Annotated in this window: 15 protein-coding genes; 7 read left to right on the top strand and 8 right to left on the bottom strand. The window is 64.4% G+C overall.

The annotated features are described in order from the left end of the window. Positions 1 to 3 precede the first annotated feature (3 nt). The 8 genes from H6A23_RS06850 to rpmH all read right to left on the bottom strand — a co-directional run bounded on the left by H6A23_RS06850 (position 4) and on the right by rpmH (position 4,854). Positions 4 to 870, bottom strand: a complete 867-nt coding sequence (locus H6A23_RS06850; RefSeq protein ID WP_353653030.1) for a ParB/RepB/Spo0J family partition protein — start codon at positions 868 to 870, stop codon at positions 4 to 6. Next, the gene (locus tag H6A23_RS06845; protein ID WP_204831449.1) at positions 863 to 1,663 is read right to left on the bottom strand and encodes a ParA family protein; all 801 of its coding nucleotides are present in this window, start codon (positions 1,661 to 1,663) and stop codon (positions 863 to 865) included. Before H6A23_RS06845 ends, H6A23_RS06850 begins: the two co-directional genes overlap by 8 nt. Before the next feature lie 263 nt (positions 1,664 to 1,926). Further along, positions 1,927 to 2,661: a 16S rRNA (guanine(527)-N(7))-methyltransferase RsmG gene (gene rsmG, locus H6A23_RS06840; RefSeq protein ID WP_204831448.1), complete on the bottom strand. Its 735-nt coding sequence runs from the start codon at positions 2,659 to 2,661 to the stop codon at positions 1,927 to 1,929. Between the two features lie 101 nt (positions 2,662 to 2,762). Next, positions 2,763 to 3,335, bottom strand: coding sequence for a protein jag (locus tag H6A23_RS06835; protein WP_204831447.1), 573 nt, complete (start codon positions 3,333 to 3,335; stop codon positions 2,763 to 2,765). A 58-nt stretch (positions 3,336 to 3,393) separates the two neighbouring features. Continuing rightward, positions 3,394 to 4,152 carry a YidC/Oxa1 family membrane protein insertase gene (locus H6A23_RS06830; protein ID WP_204831446.1) on the bottom strand — a complete coding sequence of 253 codons (759 nt, stop codon included), beginning with the start codon at positions 4,150 to 4,152 and terminating at the stop codon, positions 3,394 to 3,396. An 18-nt stretch (positions 4,153 to 4,170) separates the two neighbouring features. Next, positions 4,171 to 4,389, bottom strand: coding sequence for a membrane protein insertion efficiency factor YidD (gene yidD, locus H6A23_RS06825; RefSeq protein WP_204831445.1), 219 nt, complete (start codon positions 4,387 to 4,389; stop codon positions 4,171 to 4,173). Then, entirely contained in the window at positions 4,390 to 4,710 is a 321-nt protein-coding gene (rnpA, locus tag H6A23_RS06820) for a ribonuclease P protein component (RefSeq protein WP_204831444.1), read from the bottom strand. Positions 4,711 to 4,719: 9 nt separating this feature from the next. Further along, entirely contained in the window at positions 4,720 to 4,854 is a 135-nt protein-coding gene (gene rpmH, locus H6A23_RS06815) for a 50S ribosomal protein L34 (protein ID WP_072373740.1), read from the bottom strand. Between the two features lie 330 nt (positions 4,855 to 5,184). On the opposite strand from rpmH, the gene H6A23_RS06810 reads away from it, so the two are divergent. The 7 genes from H6A23_RS06810 to gyrA all read left to right on the top strand — a co-directional run bounded on the left by H6A23_RS06810 (position 5,185) and on the right by gyrA (position 16,011). Then, positions 5,185 to 6,231: an ATP-binding protein gene (locus H6A23_RS06810; protein ID WP_204831443.1), complete on the top strand. Its 1,047-nt coding sequence runs from the start codon at positions 5,185 to 5,187 to the stop codon at positions 6,229 to 6,231. 186 nt (positions 6,232 to 6,417) lie between these two features. Then, the gene (locus tag H6A23_RS06805) at positions 6,418 to 7,986 is read left to right on the top strand and encodes a DnaA ATPase domain-containing protein (protein ID WP_204831442.1); all 1,569 of its coding nucleotides are present in this window, start codon (positions 6,418 to 6,420) and stop codon (positions 7,984 to 7,986) included. A gap of 245 nt (positions 7,987 to 8,231) precedes the next feature. Continuing rightward, complete coding sequence (gene dnaN, locus H6A23_RS06800) at positions 8,232 to 9,332, top strand: DNA polymerase III subunit beta (protein WP_204831441.1); 1,101 nt, start codon at positions 8,232 to 8,234, stop codon at positions 9,330 to 9,332. A gap of 5 nt (positions 9,333 to 9,337) precedes the next feature. Continuing rightward, positions 9,338 to 10,429: a DNA replication/repair protein RecF gene (gene recF, locus H6A23_RS06795; protein ID WP_204831440.1), complete on the top strand. Its 1,092-nt coding sequence runs from the start codon at positions 9,338 to 9,340 to the stop codon at positions 10,427 to 10,429. Further along, positions 10,419 to 10,952, top strand: a complete 534-nt coding sequence (locus H6A23_RS06790) for a hypothetical protein (protein ID WP_204831439.1) — start codon at positions 10,419 to 10,421, stop codon at positions 10,950 to 10,952. The genes recF and H6A23_RS06790 overlap by 11 nt, the downstream gene beginning before the upstream one ends. Positions 10,953 to 11,078: 126 nt before the next feature. Beyond that, a complete protein-coding gene (gyrB, locus tag H6A23_RS06785) occupies positions 11,079 to 13,112 on the top strand; it encodes a DNA topoisomerase (ATP-hydrolyzing) subunit B (protein WP_204831438.1) in 2,034 nt (677 codons plus the stop codon). A 136-nt stretch (positions 13,113 to 13,248) separates the two neighbouring features. Beyond that, positions 13,249 to 16,011: a DNA gyrase subunit A gene (gene gyrA, locus H6A23_RS06780; protein ID WP_286165880.1), complete on the top strand. Its 2,763-nt coding sequence runs from the start codon at positions 13,249 to 13,251 to the stop codon at positions 16,009 to 16,011. The last annotated feature ends 95 nt before the right edge of the window (positions 16,012 to 16,106 follow it).

Raw genomic sequence — 16,106 nt, 5'->3', positions numbered from 1 at the left:
CATCTATGACCACGATCCCGGTCCAGCGAGAAGGTCAACGATATGCGCCAGCTGGTCCTCAGACGCAAACTCAATCTCTATCTTGTTCTTGCCGCGCACGTTCTTCACCTTGACGTTGGTGTCAAGCGCAAGCCTGATCTGCCGGGCAGCGCGCTTGAACGACTGGGGGACAGGCGCCCTCCGCACCGGTTCCTTGCTCTTGCTGACAGAAAACAACGGAGCGAGACTTTCTGTCTGCCTGACCGACAAACGCTCTGCCACGACCTTCTGGGCGAGCTGTATCCGCCCCTCCTCGCTCGGGACGGCAAGGATCGCACGGGCATGCCCGGCCGTGAGCTTGCCCTCCTCCACGAGTTCCTGCACCTCTCTTGGGAGGTCGAGCAGCCGCAGCGTATTGGTTATCGCAGAGCGTGACTTGGAGAGAATCTTGGCAAGCTCCTCCTGCGTCAGCCCCTTCTCCTTGATGAGCTGACGGTAGCCCTGCGCCTCCTCGAGCGGGCTCAGGTCCGACCTCTGAAGGTTCTCAATGAGGGCGAGCTTGAACACGTCGTCATCTGAGATCTCACGAATGACAACAGGAACCTCAGTCAGTCCCGCTGCCTTTGCAGCCTGATAGCGTCGCTCTCCGGCCACAATCTCATATCCCGTGCCCTTCTTGCGCACCAACAGTGGCTGCAGTATGCCGTTCTGCTTGATGGAGTCCGCAAGCTCTGCCAGCTCCTCGGCACGAAACGTCTTTCTTGGTTGTCCCTTGTTCGGCTTGATCTCGTCTATGGGAAGCGTGGAGTCAGGCCTCATTCCAGCCGTCTCGGCGTCAGCCTCGCCAACGAGGAGGCCAAGACCCCGTCCCAGTCCGCTTTTCTTAGCCACGAGCGACCACCTCCCGCGCAAGTTTTGAATAGGCCAGGGCACCCTTGCTCACTCTGGCATAGAGCGAGACGGGAAGACCATGGCTCGGCGCCTCGGAGAGCTTGACGTTGCGCGGAATGACCGTCTTGAAGACCTTCTTGCCAAAGTAGGCCTGAACCTCGTCGACGACCTGCTTGGAAAGCGTAGTCCGCGAGTCAAACATCGTCATGACCACGCCAAATATCTCGAGATTCGGATTCATGCGACGCTTCACCATCTGCATGGACTCAAGCAGCTTAGCAACACCCTCAAGGGCATAATACTCGCACTGAATCGGAATGATGAGCGCATCCGCAGCAACAAGCGCATTGATGGTAAGAAGGCCGAGCGAAGGAGGGCAGTCAATAAAGACGTAGTCAAATTCGTCACGTACTGCCGAAATGGCATCCTTCAGTATTGACTCACGAGCCATTGCAGAAACGAGCTCTATTTCCGCGGTCGCAAGCTGAATAGTCGCGGGCACAATGAACACATTCGGCTGACAGGTCTCTCGAATGACGTTCTCAATGGGCTCATCATGCAGGATGACGTCATAGATGTCATGCTCCAGCTCATCCTTCTCGACACCAAACCCGCTCGTCGAGTTCCCCTGGGGGTCAAAGTCAATGACGAGAACCTTTTTCTTGCCCTCACCAAGACATGCCGAGAGATTTACGACTGTCGTTGACTTGCCGACACCGCCCTTTTGGTTGATGACAGCAAGAACCTTGCTGTCACGCTGCGGAAGACCTCTTTTTGCATCTTTATAGTTCATTTCTATCCTCCGTTGACCTGATGCTTGGTGCCTTTCCTAACTATACGGTATGGTTTCACGTGAAACGCTGACAATCTCGATTGCTATCCACCACAGGACGTTTCATGTGAAACAATGTCTTTTCGTATGTTGTTCCTCCTTTCAAGCCAAATCATCTCGACATGTGAAGGTGATTGTCGTTATCCGATTTTTGATATAAGAACTCCCTGAGGTTTCACGTGAAACGTCAGGGAGTTCTTATATCGAGCAATTCAACCCATCAGCTACAAACCAAGCGGGGACCTCTTTGCCTCACCGGTTCTTCTCGGCAGTTTAATCCGAGACCCTCTCTGCTTCTGGAATATGAGAATCTCACGGTGACCCAACTCATGAGGAAGCTCAAACGTTTCACGTGAAACAAGCGAGAGCCCGCAGATGTCAGCAGCCTGCTGAGCGGCACTGAGCTCATCGTCGTGAACATGGGCCTTCTCGAGTAAACAGAGACCACCTTTCTTGAGAAGTGGAGTAGCATACTCGATAAGAACATTGGACTGAGCAACGGCACGAGCAAAGACGGCGTCATGGTGCTCACTCTCACGGGCAAGGTCCTCTGCTCGCACCTGACGAGCACACACCTGGGAGAGTCCCAACTCTTGGACGAACTCATTAACCGCCGTGACCTTCTTGCCGACTGAGTCTATAAGCAGGCCATGGGCACCCGTCATGATGCCAAGAGGAATACCGGGGAATCCGGCACCAGTACCGATGTCGAGGTATCTGCTCTCAACACCAAGGTTCAGCTTGCATGAGGCGAGAGGCAGCAGGGAGTCAACAATGTGGAGCGTCACCGCCTCCTCAGGCTCGACAATCCGCGTAAGGTTTACCACACGGTTCTTCTCGATCACAAGAGAGAGATGACGGATAAGAAGAGACGCCTGACGTGCATCACAGGCTATCCCAAACTCCGAAAGCTCTGCAATGAGCTGACACTCAAGTCGCTGGGCGAGGCTCGTATCCATGGTTCCTCCTGACAAAAACTCACGCATCAAAAGAAATTGTCACAGAAAAAGGGAGGATGCTCAACACACCCTCCCTCGCAAGAAACGTTAGTCTGACGGGATTAGACGGCCGTCACCACGACGTGACGATCGGGCTCCTCACCCTCCGAATGAGTGACGACGCCCTCATCCCCACGAAGGGCGAGGTGAACCAGGCGACGCTCGTAGGCGTTCATCGGAGCGAGCGACACCTTGCCGTGACGGCGCTTAGCGCGCTCGGCAGCAGAGCGAGCGATGTCCTCGAGCTTGTTGCGACGGCGGCTCTTGTACCCCTCGATATCAACGACGACGGGATAGTAGAACTTGATGCGGCTGCTCAGCAGCGAGGTGAGGACGGCCTGCAGGGCATCGAGCGTGCGGCCGTGGCGGCCGATGAGCACGGCAAGGTCCCCGCCGTTGACGTCAAGAATCAGCTCGCCGTCATCGCCGTCATACTCGTCAATGGAGGACGAGGTCTCGCCAAACAGCCCGAGGATGCCCTTGAGATAGGAGACGGCAAGGTCGGCGATCTTGTCCATCTCGGCATCGCTCAGCGCCTCGCCGGACTCGTAGCGCTCGCGGATGGAGGAGAACTCGTCAGGCGCCGCCATCTCCTCGACAGCCTCGCCCTCGGGCACGATGACCTCTTCCCCCATGGTAACCTCCAAATATTTTTAAATCAAAATATCGGTAAAGACAGTGGTAGAAAGCTCATTAGCTCTTCTTATGAGGACGAGCCTTCTTCTCCTTGCGCACAACGTCGACCTCGATGGGCCTGCTCGCCGCCTCGGCCTCGGCGTCGGCCTTGGCCTTCTCCATCACGCGCTGCGTGATGACCTTCTGCTGCACCACCTGCCAGAGCGATGAGGTGACGTAGTAGAGCAGGACGGCCGCCGGGACGCTCCAGCCAAAGAAGAGCATCATAATGGCCATCACGGCGCCCATGGTCATGGTTTGGCTGCGCTGGGACTCGGCCTGGGTGCTCACGTTGAGCACCATCGGCACGAAGGTGAGCACGCCAAAGAGCACGTCAAAGAGGATGTAGGGGGCGGCCGCCATCCAGCCGCTCGCCTCGATGACCTGGGAGACGGAAAGCGAGATGGACGGCAGGATGCCGAAGAACGACGCATCAGCGGGGACCTGCTTGGCCACGGTGAACAAGCCAAAGAAGACCGGCATCTGCAGGAAGATGGGGAGGCATCCCCCGAGCGGGTTGAACTTCATCTCGGCGTAGACCTTGCGCAGCTCCTCGGCCTGGCGCTCGGGGTTGTCCGCGTAGCGCTCCTGGATCTCCTGGAGCTTGGGCTGCATCACCTGCATGCGCGCCGTCGACTTGGTCGAGTGCGCCATGAGCGGCGTCAGGATCAGGCGGATGATGACGGTCAGGATGATGACCGCAAGGCCCCAGTCGCCGACGAAGCCCTCGATGCCCGCGAGCACCGCAGTCAGAAAGTTAATAAACCAATCCCACATGGTTCCTCCGCTCCGTCCCTAGGGGACGGGATCGTAACCGCCGGCGTGCAAGGGGTGGCACCGCAGAATCCTGCGAAGCGCGAGCCATCCCCCCTTGGCCAGGCCGTAGCGGGCTATGGCCTGGCGCGCGTACTCGGAGCAGGTGGGCACGTAGATGCAGCGTGCCCCCAGAAGCGGCGAGATCCGGCTCTGATAGAAGCGAATGGCCGCAAGCGCCACGCGGGCGCCGACGGCCATCTAGAGCCCCGCCCTCTTGAGCAGCTTCCTCAGCGAGGAAGCGACCTGTTCCGGCGAGCTGTCATGAGTCCGTGCCGTGGCGAAGAGGAGAACGTCATGGCCGTCCCCGGGAAGCCCGCACAGGCGCGCCGCCTCGCGGAGCACGCGCTTGCACCGGTTCCTGAAGACGGCGTTGCCGAGCCTCTTCGCGGCGACGAAGGCGACCCCTGCGGATGCGCCCTCGTCGCACGCTGCCACGCGGATTCGCAGGAGCTGGTCGTTGAACCGCCTCCCACGCGAGAAGACCCTCTCAAAATCTCTCTTGGATTTGATGGTCTTCATCGGCCCTTGCTAGACGGTGAGGCGCTTGCGGCCCTTGGCGCGACGACGGGCCAGGACGGCACGGCCGCCCTTGGTGGCCATGCGGGCACGGAACCCGTGCGTGGTGGCGCGCTTGCGCTTGTTCGGCTGATACGTACGCTTCATAGCTATTCCTCCCGGTTGTGGGTATGAACTTCCAATAGAGCAATAAGCCCAGAGATTGTAAGGGTCTTGCCGCTGACCTGTCAATTTCCTGCGTGAGAAATCTCCTCGCACTCTTGACAAACGCGCGCGATGCGTTTTGCACACGTTTGAATCCATCTTTGCATAGAGGTGAAATCTGCGGCCTCCGTGCTATGATTTTTCGCGTCGTTTCACAAGGGTTCTACCAGTTTTCAACATGTTTTTATCGTCTGTAGAAAACTTTCTCTCACATCGAATTCTCAGTGAAAAGTTTTCTACAAATGTCAAGCGACTGTCGAAAGGGGAGACACGGTGGCGCGGGACTTTTTCCCCTTCGTGGAGGACGGCGAGAAGGACGGGGGCGCTCCGGAGGGCGAGGGGCTCGTCGTGCAGCACCCCGCGCGAATCGCCGTCTACGACGACCCCGCCGCCGCGCCCCGCGTGGTCGTCGTGGAGCCCAAGGACGTGCGCGCCTACCTCGAGGAGATCACCGCGACGGTCAACCGCCTCTCGCACGAGCAGGGCGGCACCATCCCCTTCATGGTGATACGCGAGATCGTGGAGAACTTCATCCACGCCTACTTCCAGGCGCCCACCATCACCATCCTCGACGGCGGCAACACCATCCGCTTCTCGGACCAGGGCCCCGGCATCAAGGAGAAGTCGCTCGCGCTCGAGTTTGGCACCACCTCGGCAACGGAGGACATGCGCCGCTACATCCGCGGGGTGGGCTCGGGGCTTCCGTACGCCCAGCAGTACATGGAGGACAAGGGCGGCAGCCTCGAGATAGAGGACAACATCTCGGGCGGCACGGTGGTGACCATCTCAACCCGCCCGGCAACGGACGCCCGCGACCTCTCCAACGCAGGGGGCGAGAAGGACGCGCCGGCCGGCTGGGCCGGCCAGGCGCAGGGGGCGTACCCCGCCCACGCGCCCGCCCAGGGGGCCTGGGCGCAGCCGTGGCAGCAGGGCGCGCCGTGGCCCCAGCAGCCGGCGGGCTACCCGGGCTACCAGCAGGCTCCCTACCCGCAGCAGCCCTACCCGCAGCAGCCCTACCCGCAGGCCCCCTACCAGCAGCCCGGCTACCCGCAGCCCGGCTGGCAGCAGGCGCCGCAGCCGCCCGCGCAACAGCCCGCGTGGGCCGGAGCCGCGGACGTGAGCCTCGACGACCGCGGCAGGCAGGCGCTCGCGCTCGTCCTCGAGCGGGGCGCGGCCGGTCCCACGGACCTCGTCCAGGCGTACGGCTCCTCGGCGGCCACGTGGTCGCGCGCGCTCGCGTCGCTCGCGGCCCAGGGCGCGGTCATGAAGGTCGGCCAGAAGTACCAGCCCACCGAGTTCGGGCGCCTGCTCGCGACCTGACAAAGGTGCCGGGGCATGACAAAGGTGTCAGGGGAAACTGTCATGAACCTTTCATGACAGTTTCCCCTGACACCTTTGTCATGCCCCGGCACCCCGGCCAAGCCACTCCCGGCTCACCCGCGCGCAGGGTTATCAACAATCGCTATACTGGGTGACACTTTTCAACATACAAGGATTGTGGGACCCATGGAACTTTCCCTCGAGTCAGACGCCGAGGCCCTCTGGCAGGACGCGCTCGACCTTCTCGCCGCGCAGCAGCGCGTGCCCGAGTCGGTGCTCGCCATGCTCAGGAACTGCACGCCCGAGTCCATGGACGGGGGCACCCTCCGCGTGACGACGCCCATGCGGCTCGTGCTCAAGACGGTGTCGAAGAACGCCGCCGTGGTGGAGGAGTGCCTCACGCAGGCCGCCTTCGAGCCCATGCGGCTCGAGATCTCCTTCGCGCCCGCCCAGGCCGCGGCGCCGGTGCCCGCCGCGGCGTCGAGCATGTCGCGCGAGGAGGCCCGCGCCTGGATGGCCGACGTCGAGGGCCCCGCGCGCAGCCGGGACGAGCGCGCCACGCCGAGGAGCATCGCCGAGGACACCTGGGACGAGCGCCGCGCCCAGGAGGCGCGCGAGGAAGAGAACCGCCGGCGCCGCGAGCGCAACCCCCTCGTCGAGGACATAGCCGCCGCGACCTCCAAGCTCACCTTCGAGCGCTTTGTCCGCGGAGACGAGAACGACATCGCCTACCAGGCGGCGCTCCAGGTGGCCAACGGCATGAACAGCACGTACAACCCGCTGTTCATCTACGGCAAGAGCGGCCTCGGCAAGACGCACCTGCTGCGCGCCATCCAGAACTACATCGCGCGCAACGACCCCTCGCGCCTGTGCGTCTACCGCGACGCCTCGTCCTTCATCACCGACTACACCGAGGCCATGCGCCACTCCGAGCGCTCGGCCGCGGCGGTGCTGCGCCAGAACTACGCCGACATCGACGTCCTCATCATCGACGACATCCAGAAGATGGCCGGCAAGGCCGGCACCGTGGGCTTCTTCTTCGACACCTTCAACGAGCTCATCGGCAACGGCAAGCAGATCGTGCTCGCCGCCGACCGTACGCCGGCGCAGCTCGGCATGGGCAAGGACGGCTTCGACGAGCGCGTGACGAGCCGGCTGGGCTCGGGCTTCACCACGCCCGTCCAGGTGCCGAGCTACGAGCTCAAGCTGCGCCTCATCGAGACCTTCTGCGAGCGCATGCGCGAGGACGCCGAGCGCGAGAACGTGCCCGCGCTCTCGGGGACCGTGCCGCCCGAGGCCATGCGCTACATGGCCGAGCTCGCCGGCACCAACATCCGCGTCATCGAGGGCTTCTGCCAGCGCTGCCTCTTCGCGGCCACCGCGGCCGAGGGGCGAGGCGGCGAGATCAGCCGCGAGGAGATCGGCTCGCTCGCCAAGGAGTGCTGGCCGAGCTCCATGCGCTCGGTCTCCATCGAGGACGTGCAGAAGGCCGTGGAGAAGTACTACGACATCGACCACGCGAGCCTCGTGGGCAACAAGCGCCACAAGGGGCTCATGGAGGCCCGCCACGTGGCCATCTGGCTCTCGCGCGAGCTCTGCGACCGGACGCTCGCCGACATCGGCAAGCACTTCGGCGGCAGGAGCCACGCCACGATCATGCACAGCATCAGCGTGGTGGACGAGGCCAAGCGCGACGACAAGGTCTTCTACGACCGCCTCATGCAGATCAGGGACGCCATAACCGGCAACTCCTAGGCCGGGCGGATTGTCGACAATCGTGTCGCAAGCTTGTGGGAACATCGAGAAAAACCGTCGGCTTGTGTCGAAGAAGTTTTCAACAGAAGGGGGATGTCGAATCGTGTCGAGTGGAGGGGGCCTTCCGAGGGGCGGCAGACAGTGCCTCTCACCTCGTTCTTCTCGCCCTTTTTGACTTTTCTACAGACCCTATTACTACTACTGTCCTTAAATATCTACTAAAGAACTAATAGAAAGGGCCGCACATGAAGTTCACCGTCAGCCAGTCCTCCCTCATGAAGGCCCTCACCGTGGTGGCCAAGGGCATGGGGACCAACTCCACGCTGCCCATCCTCTCGGGCATCTACGTGCGCGCGCAGGACGGCACGCTCGAGTTCCAGACGAACAACCTCACGATCTCCATCCGCCACCTCATCCCCGCCAACGTCGAGGAGCCGGGCGAGACGGTGGTCTCCGGCAAGGTGATCACCAACATCGTGAAGACGCTCTCGGACTCCGCCGTGACCTTCGAGGGGTCCGACCGCACGATCACCGTCTCGTGCGACAAGTCCACCTTCCGGCTCAACACGCTCAACCCGGCGGACTGGCCCGCCTTCCCGGACCTCGCGCCCGACCGCACGATCGAGCTCCCCGGCGAGCTGCTCTCGCGCATGGTGGACAAGGTCTACAAGGTGACCTCGCGCGAGACCTCGCGCCCCATCCTCCAGGGCATCCTGCTCACGGTGGAGGACAACACCATCCGCCTCGTGGCCACGGACTCCTTCCGCCTGGCCGTCTGCGACTCCTCCGTGGAGTCCCCGGCGGGCGAGTCGTTCCGCGCCATCGTGGGCGGCACCGTGTTCCACGACGTGCTCACGATGCCCTCCTCGGACGAGACCATCCAGATTGGCACCACGGAGAGCCAGGTGGTCTTCACCTTTGGCAACACCACCTTCGTGGCGCGCAGGATCGAGGGCAACTTCCCCGACTACAAGCAGCTGCTGCCGCCCACCTGCGGCACCGCGGTGACGCTCGACGTGGCGGAGTTCTCCGCGGCGCTCAAGCGCGTCTCGGTGATCGCCCTCCAGAACGCCGCCGTGCGCTTTGACATAGACGCCGACGGCGGCCTCATGCGCCTCTCAGCGAGCTCCCCCGAGCAGGGCGAGTCCTCCGAGCTGCTGCCGGTCGAGGTGGAGGGCCAGAGCCTGTCCATCGCGCTCAACTACCACTACGTGTTCGACTGCGTGAACGCGGTCTCCGGCTCGGGAGAGATGCGCCTCGAGCTGCAGGGGTCCGTGCAGCCGGGCATCTTCAAGTGCAACGGCAAGGTGAACTACCTCTACCTGCTCATGCCCGTGAGGCTCTAGCGCTCATGGGGCTTCTCGTCACCCGCCTCTCGCTCGCGGACTTCAGGTCCTTCGAGCGGCTCGAGCTGACCCCCTCGGCCACGACGACCGTCCTCGTGGGGCCCAACGCCGCGGGCAAGACCAACACCGTGGAGGCCCTTCAGCTGCTCACGGCCGGCGCGTCCTTCCGGCGCCCGCGGCCGCGCGAGCTCGTGCGCGAGGGCGCCGAGTCCGCGCGGATCGACGCCCGGCTCGAGGGCGACGGCCGCGTGCTGGACGCGCGCTGCGACGTGGTGGCGGGCCGCCGGTCCTTTTCGCTCAACGGCAAGCGCTGCCAGGCCTCCGACATGCCCTCGGCGCTGATGTCGGTGCTCTTCTCGCCGGACGACCTCGCGCTGGTGAAGCGCGGAGCCTCGGGGAGGCGCGACGAGCTCGACGGCTTTGGCCGCCAGGCCAACCGGGGCTACGCCAACGTGCTCGCGGCCTACACGCGCTCCGTCGAGCAGCGAAACCGCCTCCTGCGCGAGGAGTTCCCGGACGAGGGGCTGCTCGAGGCGTGGGACGCCTCGGTCTCCCTGGGAGGCGCCACGCTCCTGGAGGCGCGCCTCAGGCTCTTTGCGCGCCTCGCCGAGAAGGTCAGCGCCATCTACGCCGAGGTCTCCGGCGGCGAGGAGCTGACCTGCTCGTACGTGAGCACCCTCGGCGACGACGTCTTTGGCATGACGAGGGACGAGATCCGCGACGTCTTCTCCGCGGCCCTGGCATCGCGCCGGCAGGAGGACCTGCGCCGGCAGCAGACCTGTGCGGGGCCGCACCGCGACGACGTGGCCTTCCTCATCGACGGGCGTGACGCCCGGACCTACGGCTCCCAGGGCCAGCAGCGCTCGGTGGCGCTCGCGCTCAAGATGGCCGAGGTCGAGCTCGCGGCCGAGATCGTGGGGTCGCGCCCGCTGCTGCTGCTCGACGACGTGATGAGCGAGCTCGACGAGCGGCGCAGGAACGCCGTCGTGCGCTTCGCGCAGCGGGGGATCCAGACCGTCATCACCACGACGAACCTCGGGTACTTCTCGCCCGAGCTGCTCGACGCCTCAGAGGTGGTGAGCTTTGATGGCCGATGAGCTCACCGCCGCGCTCGCGCGCCGCGAGGCCGCCCCCGCGGGGCTCTCGGGGATCCTCTCCTCGATGCTCGACGCCCGGGCGGACGCCTCCTGGCGCGTGACCCGCGCGTGGCACGCCGTCAACGGGGACATCGAGCGCGCCCACACCACGGGCACCTTCGTGCGCGAGCCGCGGCGCGGCGAGGACGGGCCGGTGCTCGTGGTCTACGTGGACTCGCGCTCGCGCGCCACGGACTTCGCGGCCAACAGCGAGGTCTACGTGGCCCGCCTGGCCAACGCCGGCCTCTCGTTCTCCAAGGTCGAGTTCCGCCTGAGCAAGTACCCGGCGCGCGGCGCGGACGCGCAGCCCCGGGCGGAGAAGGCCGCTGCCCGCACGTCCTTCTCGCCCGCCGCGCCGCCGGCGCCCCTCTCTCCCGAGGAGGCGGCCGAGATCGAGCGGGCCTGCGCGGGGCTGCCCTCAACGCTGCGTGAAAGCGTCTCTCGGGCGATGAGAGCCTCGTATCGGTGCCAGCGCGATACATAAGAGCGAAAATCGTGAACGTGGCCTCACAGGGCCTCTCAGGGCGTCCAGAAGCGGTATCATAGATTCGTCTGGCCTAATATCACACAGGGTTTTAACTAATGTGACGCTTCTGGGAAGGACGGTCGCGTGGCGAAGAAGAACGAGAACGAATACGGCGCCGGGGAGATCAAGATCCTCGAGGGCCTCGAGGCGGTGCGCAAGCGCCCGGGCATGTACATCGGCTCCACGAGCGCGAGCGGACTCCACCACCTCGTCTACGAGGTCGTGGACAACTCCGTCGACGAGGCGCTCGCCGGGTTCTGCACCAAGATCTCCGTGACCATCCACGCGGACAACTCCATCACCGTCGTGGACAACGGCCGCGGCATCCCCGTGGGCAAGCACCCCGTGAAGAAGATCCCCACGCTCGAGGTCGTCATGACGATCCTCCACGCGGGCGGCAAGTTCGACAACAACGCCTACAAGGTGTCCGGCGGCCTGCACGGCGTGGGCATCTCCGTCGTGAACGCGCTCTCCAAGCGCCTGGTGGTGCAGGTCAAGCGCGACGGCGGCATCTACGAGATGGAGTTCGCGCGCGGCAAGACCGTCCGCAAGATGGAGAAGGTCGGCACCTCCAAGGCCACGGGCACCACCACGACCTTCTGGCCCGACGAGGAGATCTTCGAGACCACGGTCTACGACTTCGACACCCTGCATGACCGCCTGCAGGAGATGGCGTTTCTCAACCGCAACCTCAAGATCACGCTCACGGACGAGCGCGAGCTCACCCCGCGCGTGGAGGAGTTCTGCTACGCGGGCGGCATCGTGGACTTCGTGAAGTTCCTGAACGAGGGCAAGGAGGTCGCCGACGGCCTCAAGAAGCCCATCTACCTCGCGGGCAAGACCGACGAGGGCACGGACCCCGCCAAGGCGGGCGAGGTCGAGGTGGCCATCCAGTGGAACACCTCCTACTCCGAGACCGTCATGAGCTTCGCCAACAACATCTACACCCCCGAGGGCGGCATGCACCTCGAGGGCTTCCGCACGGCGCTCACGCGCGTCATCAACGACTACGCGCGCAAGCAGAACATCCTCAAGGAGAAGGACGCCAACCTCACCGGCGACGACATCCGCGAGGGCCTGGCCGCGGTCATCTCCGTCAAGCTCGGCGACCCACAGTTCGAGGGCCAGACCAAGGCCAAGCTCGGCAGCTCCTTCATGCGCCCGCTCGTGATGAAGGTCGTGGCCGACGGCCTGGCCGAGTACCTCGAGGAGCACCCCAAGCAGGGCCGCACCATCGTGAACAAGGCGATGCAGGCGTCCAAGGCCCGCACCGCCGCGCGCAAAGCCCGCGAGGCCACGCGCCGCAAGTCCCTGCTCGAGACCGCCCACCTGCCTGGCAAGCTCGCGGACTGCTCCGTGCGCGACGCCGAGGTCACCGAGCTCTTCATCGTGGAGGGCGACTCGGCAGGCGGCTCGGCCAAGGACGGCCGTCGCCGGGACATCCAGGCGATCCTGCCCCTGCGCGGCAAGATCTTGAACGTCGAGCGCGTGGGCGACCACCGCGCCTTCTCCTCCGACACCATCCAGTCCCTCATTACCGCCATCGGCACGGGCGTGACCGGCGCCGGCGGCGAGGGGGGCGACTTCGACATCTCCAAGGCCCGCTACCACAAGATCATCATCATGACCGACGCCGACGTCGACGGCGCGCACATCCGCATCCTGCTGCTCACCTTCTTCTACAAGTACATGCGGCCGCTCATCGACGCCGGCTACGTGTACGTGGCGTGCCCGCCGATCTTTGGCATCAAGGTGCGCAAGAAGATTCACTACGTCTACCCCAACGGCCGCGAGCCGGAGGAGGAGATCCTCAAGCGCACGATCCGCGAGCTGGGCTTCTCCTACGACGAGGAGGAAGAGGACGAGTCCGTCAACGGTAAGGGCAAGAAGCGCAAGAAGGCCTACACCGTCCAGCGCTACAAGGGCCTCGGCGAGATGGACCCCAAGCAGCTGGCCTCCACCACGATGGACCCGCGCACCCGCATCCTGCAGCGCGTGACCATCGAGGACGCCTCGGCCGCCGAGCGCGCCGTGCGCGAGCTCATGGGCAGCCAGGTCGAGTACCGCCGCGACTACATCGAGCGCCACGCGCACGACGCGAGGTTCCTCGACGCGTAGACGCCCGACATGACAAAGGTGACAGGGTCGTTTGTCACGTTTGTCAGAGGAGACCGTTACCAGCAGCATGACAAACGTGACAAACGACCCTGTCACCTTTGTCATGTCCGATGAGGAGAAGAACTTGGCAGACGACATGAACAACACCACGCCCGAGACGCCGGGCGACCTCCCCGAGGACCTGAGGCGCCTGCTCGACCGCGCGCAGGCGAGCGACGAGGGCGAGGACGTCTACGACCCCGACGAGGAGTCGGAGGACGCCGAGGACGAGGACGACGGCGAGCTCGAGGAGGAGTTCGGCCAGGCCGGGCGCGGCGAGGACGCCGGCGAGACCGACGAGCACGGCGGGGCCCTGCAGGTCTCCGAGTTCGGCCACGAGATGCGCCAGAGCTTCATCGAGTACTCGATGTCCGTCATCACCGCACGCGCCCTGCCGGACGTGCGCGACGGCCTGAAGCCCGTCCACCGCCGCATCCTCTACGCCATGAACGAGTCGGGCATCTTCCCCAACCGCCCGCACAAGAAGTCGGCCTGGACGGTCGGCGAGGTCATCGGCAAGTACCACCCGCACGGCGACTCCGCCGTCTACGACACGATGGTTCGTCTCGCCCAGTGGTTCTCCATGCGCACGCCGCTGATCGACGGCCACGGCAACTTCGGCAACATCGACGGCGACTCCGCGGCGGCCATGCGCTACACCGAGAGCCGTCTGGCCAAGCCCGCGATGGAGCTCCTGCGCGACCTCCAGAAGGACACCGTCGACTGGCAGCCCAACTACGACGAGTCCCTCGCCGAGCCGCAGGTCCTGCCCGCGCGCTTCCCCAACCTGCTCGTCAACGGCTCCTCGGGCATCGCCGTGGGCATGGCGACCAACATCCCGCCGCACAACCTCGGCGAGGCCATCGAGGCCACCTGCATGCTCATCGACAACCCGGACGCCACGGTCGACGACCTCATGACCGTCATGCCCGGCCCCGACTTCCCCACGGGCGCCGTCATCATGGGCACGGACGGCATCCGGGAGGCCTACGAGACCGGTCGCGGCTCGATCACCGTGCGCGCCAAGGCGCACGTGGAGTCCACCAAGACCGGCCGCAACCGCCTCGTCTTCACCGAGATTCCCTATCAGGTGAACAAGGGCACCCTGCAGGAGAAGATCGCCCAGCTCGTCAATGAGAAGCGCATTGAGGGCATCTCCGACATGCGCGACGAGTCCAACCAGAAGGGCATCCGCCTCGTCATTGAGCTCAAGAAGGACGTCATCCCGCAGGTCGTCCTCAACAACCTGTACAAGTACACGCAGCTCCAGACCACCTTCGGCGTGATCAACCTGGCGCTCGTGAACGGCGTGCCCAAGTGCCTGTCCCTGCGCGAGATGCTGAGCCACTACATCGACCACCAGGTCGACGTGGTGACCCGCCGCACGCGCTTCGACCTCAAGAAGGCCCAGGCCCGCGCGCACATCCTCGAGGGCTACCTCATGGCCCTCGACCATATCGACGAGGTCATCTCCATCATCCGCTCCTCGCGCACGGACATCGAGGCCAGTCAGCGCCTCATCGAGCGCTTTGGCTTCACGGTCGAGCAGACCACGGCCATCCTCGAGATGCGCCTGCGCCGCCTGACCGGCCTCTCGCGTGACCAGATTGAGGAGGAGCTCGCGGGCCTTCGCCGCGCGATCGCCTACTACGAGGACCTTCTCGCCAACCCGGAGAAGATCCTCGCGGTCATCAAGGACGAGATGCGCGAGGTGGGCCGCAAGTTCTCCGACAAGCGCCGCACGGAGATCTCCGTCGAGGGCACCAAGGAGCTCAACGTCGAGGACCTCATCGCCGACGAGGACATGGTCGTCACCGTTACCCACGCAGGCTACGTCAAGCGCACACCGGTGGCCACCTACCGCTCCCAGAAGCGCGGCGGCAAGGGCGTCCAGGGCGTGAACCTCAAGGACGAGGATTTCGTCGAGGACCTCTTCGTGGCGTCCACCCATGACTACGTGCTGTTCTTCTCCAACAAGGGCAAGGTGTACCGCCTCAAGGTCCACGAGCTGCCCATCGCGCAGAGGAACGCCCGCGGCACCGCGATGGTCAACCTCGTGCCGTTTGCCGAGGGCGAGCACGCGATGGCGGTCATCACCTGCCGCACCTTCCCCGAGGACGAGTACCTGATGTTCGCCACGAGGAACGGCGTGGTCAAGAAGACGGCTATGAGCGCCTACGACCGCACCCGCCGCGACGGCATCATCGCCATCAACCTCAAGGCGGGCGACGAGCTGGTGAACGTCCGCCGCGTGCGCCCGGGCGACAAGGTGGTGCTCGTCTCCACGGACGGCAAGGCCATCCTCTTCCCCGAGTCCGACGTCCGCCCGATGGGCCGCGACACCTCGGGCGTCCGCGGCATCACGCTCAAGGGCGACGCCAAGATGCTCGGCATGGAGATCACCAACGGCAACGGCGACCTCTTCGTCATCACGGAGAAGGGCTACGGCAAGCGCACGCCCATCTCCGAGTACCCCGAGCACAAGCGCGGCGGCCAGGGTGTCTTCACGATCGCGATGACCGCGAAGAAGGGCAACCTCTCCGCCTGCCGCGTCGTGGGGCCGCAGCACGAGCTCATGATCGTGTCCGAGGAGGGCGTGATCATCCGCGTCAAGGTGAAGGACATCTCCAAGCTCGGGCGCTCCACGCAGGGCGTCAAGGTGATGAACCTCGTCGAGGGCGACCGCGTGAGCGCGGTGGCGCGCATGGTGGCGCACAAGAAGAAGGCGCCCAAGCACGACGAGAACCAGGGCATGCTCGACCTCGCCGCGGCCGGCGCGCGAGACGCCGACGAGCCCGAGTCCGTTGACATCGGCGGCGAGGAGGAGCTCGACGACATCCTCCTCGACGACGAGGAGTAACGAGAAGAAGCCGCCGGCCGCCCACGGGCGGCCGGTGTGCGGAGGCCGTGCGAAACGGGCAGGCGCCCCCGCACACGTTTTCAGCGTGCAGGGGC

The sequence above is a fragment of the Olsenella uli genome (assembly GCF_016900775.1).
Lineage (GTDB): Bacteria > Actinomycetota > Coriobacteriia > Coriobacteriales > Atopobiaceae > Thermophilibacter > Thermophilibacter uli_A.
The sequence above is the reverse complement of the archived record's forward strand: the minus strand, read 5'-3'. Positions and strand labels throughout refer to the sequence as shown.